The following is a 2685-nucleotide window of genomic DNA, read 5'->3' on the forward strand; positions in this document are numbered from 1 at the left end:
GGTGCAATCCATTTTCCATTTTCATAGCCAGCACCTCCACCAAAATAGGTCGAAACTGTTTGATTCATTGAATAAAGCTGATTACCCGTGACAGCATCCGTTGATTTAGCGGTAATCTCACCATTGGCAAGAAACGTAATTCTACTGTTTTCCTGTGTCCTTACAGCCCTGCCTTTTTCTTCTTTGCTCTTTTCATGACGTGCTACAAAGGCATTGGCTTCATTACTCCAATTCAAAGAATCCTGCGCTACTCCTTCAGAAACTTCCTTAATACGCTGATTCACATTTTTGATATTTGTATCAAGACCCGCAAATGCACTACCAACATCATTAAAGCTCGTCTTTCCCACTTTACCATCTGCAGAAATATTAGAGATCTCGTAAGTCGGAGCTGTCCAAGCCCCACCTTCATAGCTAGAGTTACCGCCTAAATAAGCTGCAACAGTCTTATTGGTTGAAAAAAGCTGAGAACCATTAACCGCATCACTTGAATCTTTAGTTATATCCCCAGTTGCAAGAGACGTAATCTTGCTGTTCTCTTTCTTGTCCCCATGCGTCGCTACAAAGGCGTTACTCTCATTACTCCATGATAAAGAATCCTGCGCTACTCCTTCTGAGACTTCCTTAATGCGATCGTTAACAGTCTTGATATTCGTATCAAGTCCTTTAAAGGCTTTTTCTACACCTTCATACGGTTTATCTGTTACCTTCCCGTCTTTAGAAACTGTCGATAAGACATACTTTGGTCCTTTAAAGTTTTTGCCATCAAAGGATGCATCGCCACCTAAAATCTTTGAGAAATCATCTGCGATGATATGAAGCTGTCCACCTGTGACCGCATCACGTGAATCCTTAGAAATATTACCATCAGCAACATTATGAAGTGCCACAGCAGCAGACTTTGCACCTTTTCCTAAAGTCACGCTCGTGTAATTAATGCTGCCATTTTCGTCATCTTTTTTATCGTAATGAACAACAGCTGATTCATCAGACTGAAGATTATTAGAAAGATCTTTCAAGCTTTCTTCGAGTTGTTTTTTGTTAACCGCTTCATTGTCATTCTCTGCCTTCTTCACACCAGAAAGAATTCGATCCTCGCCACTCTTATTGGCGATATTGATCGTAGCACCATCTGTCTCCGAACCAACCTTGATAACCTTAGTAGCTATATCCTGTTTAACAAGGTTATCACCTACTACTTTATTAATCTCTTTGTTAATATTCGTGAAAGAAGTACCAACATCAGCTAAAGCTTCAGCAACATTATCATACTTCTTCTCTTCAACTGTAAGACCATCATCTTTAACAGTTTTAACCGTGAATTTTGGAGCATTCCATTCACCTGCGTCGTTATATCCAGCACCTCCACCGAAATACGTCGCAATCGTCTTATTCATGGAATAAAGCTGAGAGCCATTGACTGCATCCGTGGAATCCTTAGAAATAGCTCCATCTAAAAGAAACGTAATTCTACTGTTTTCCTGTGTCCTTACAGCCATGCCTTTTTCTTCTTTGCTCTTTTCATGACGTGCTACAAAGGCCTGCGCATCATCATTCCACAACAAAGAATCCTGCGCTACTCCTTCAGAAACTTCTTTAATCCGCGCATTCACATTCTTGATATTGATATCAAGACCTGAAAAAGCGGTTCCAACACCTTGAAAGGAACTATCTGTTACACTTCCATCTTTGGCAATGTAAGATAATTTATACGTTGGCTGTGTAAGAGCTCCATCTTTAAACGATGCTTCTCCACCTAAAAACTTAGCTACATCTTCACCGATTTTATTAATCTGTCCACCCGTAACCGCATCGCTCGAACCCGCCACTAGAGAACCATCAGCCAGCGACGTGATCTTGTTGTTTGTCTTTTCACCTTCTTTTCCATGCAAGGCTACAAAAGCATTACTCTCATTACTCCATGATAAAGAATCTTGTGCAACTCCTTCTGAGACTTTCTTAATGCGAGCGTTCACATTCTTGATATTATCATCAAGTCCCTCAAAGGCAGAACCAACATTGGTATGTGATTTATCTTTTACCTTACCATCTTTATCAATACTGGATAAGTTATAGTTTGGAACTTGCCATTCGCCTTTCTCATTATAACCAGCACCACCACCAAAATAGCCAGCAAACTGTTTTTGAAGATCATAAATCTGTCCACCAGTTACTGCATCACTCGAGCCTGATACTATAGAGCCAGTTGCAAGAGACGTAATCTTGCTGTTTGTCTTCTCACCTTCTTTTTCCCCATGCAAAGCTACAAAGGCGTTACTCTTATTATTCCACAACAAAGCATCGCCTTGGACTGCTTGCGTAATATTCGTTAGTTTTTCAGTAAAATTTTTGACCTCATTCGTTAGATGAGTATTCACATTCTTGACACTCATATCAAGATCAGAAAAGGCTGAACCAACATCATTATGTGATTTAGTCGTTACCGTACCATCGTCAGTAATATTAGAGATGTTATAAGTCGGAGCTGTAAAAGAACCATCTTTAAATGCCGCAGAACCACCAAAATAGCTAGCAACCGTCTGATTGCCTGAATAAAGCTGATTGCCAGTGACAGCATCCGTTGATTTTGCGCTAATCTCACCATTTGCTAGAAACGTAATTCTACTGTTTTCTTGTGTCCTTACAGCCCTGCCTTTTTCTTCTTTGCTCTTTTCATGACGCGCT

General features: G+C 40.3%; 1 pseudogene. It reads right to left on the reverse strand.

Annotated features, from left to right (window positions below):
* Positions 1-2685 (reverse strand): annotated as a pseudogene (locus ACFIK6_RS09455) (hypothetical protein); the annotation flags it as partial.

Origin of the sequence: Bartonella sp. AS69XJJH (assembly GCF_042195585.1) — a bacterium.
Taxonomy (GTDB): domain Bacteria; phylum Pseudomonadota; class Alphaproteobacteria; order Rhizobiales; family Rhizobiaceae; genus Bartonella.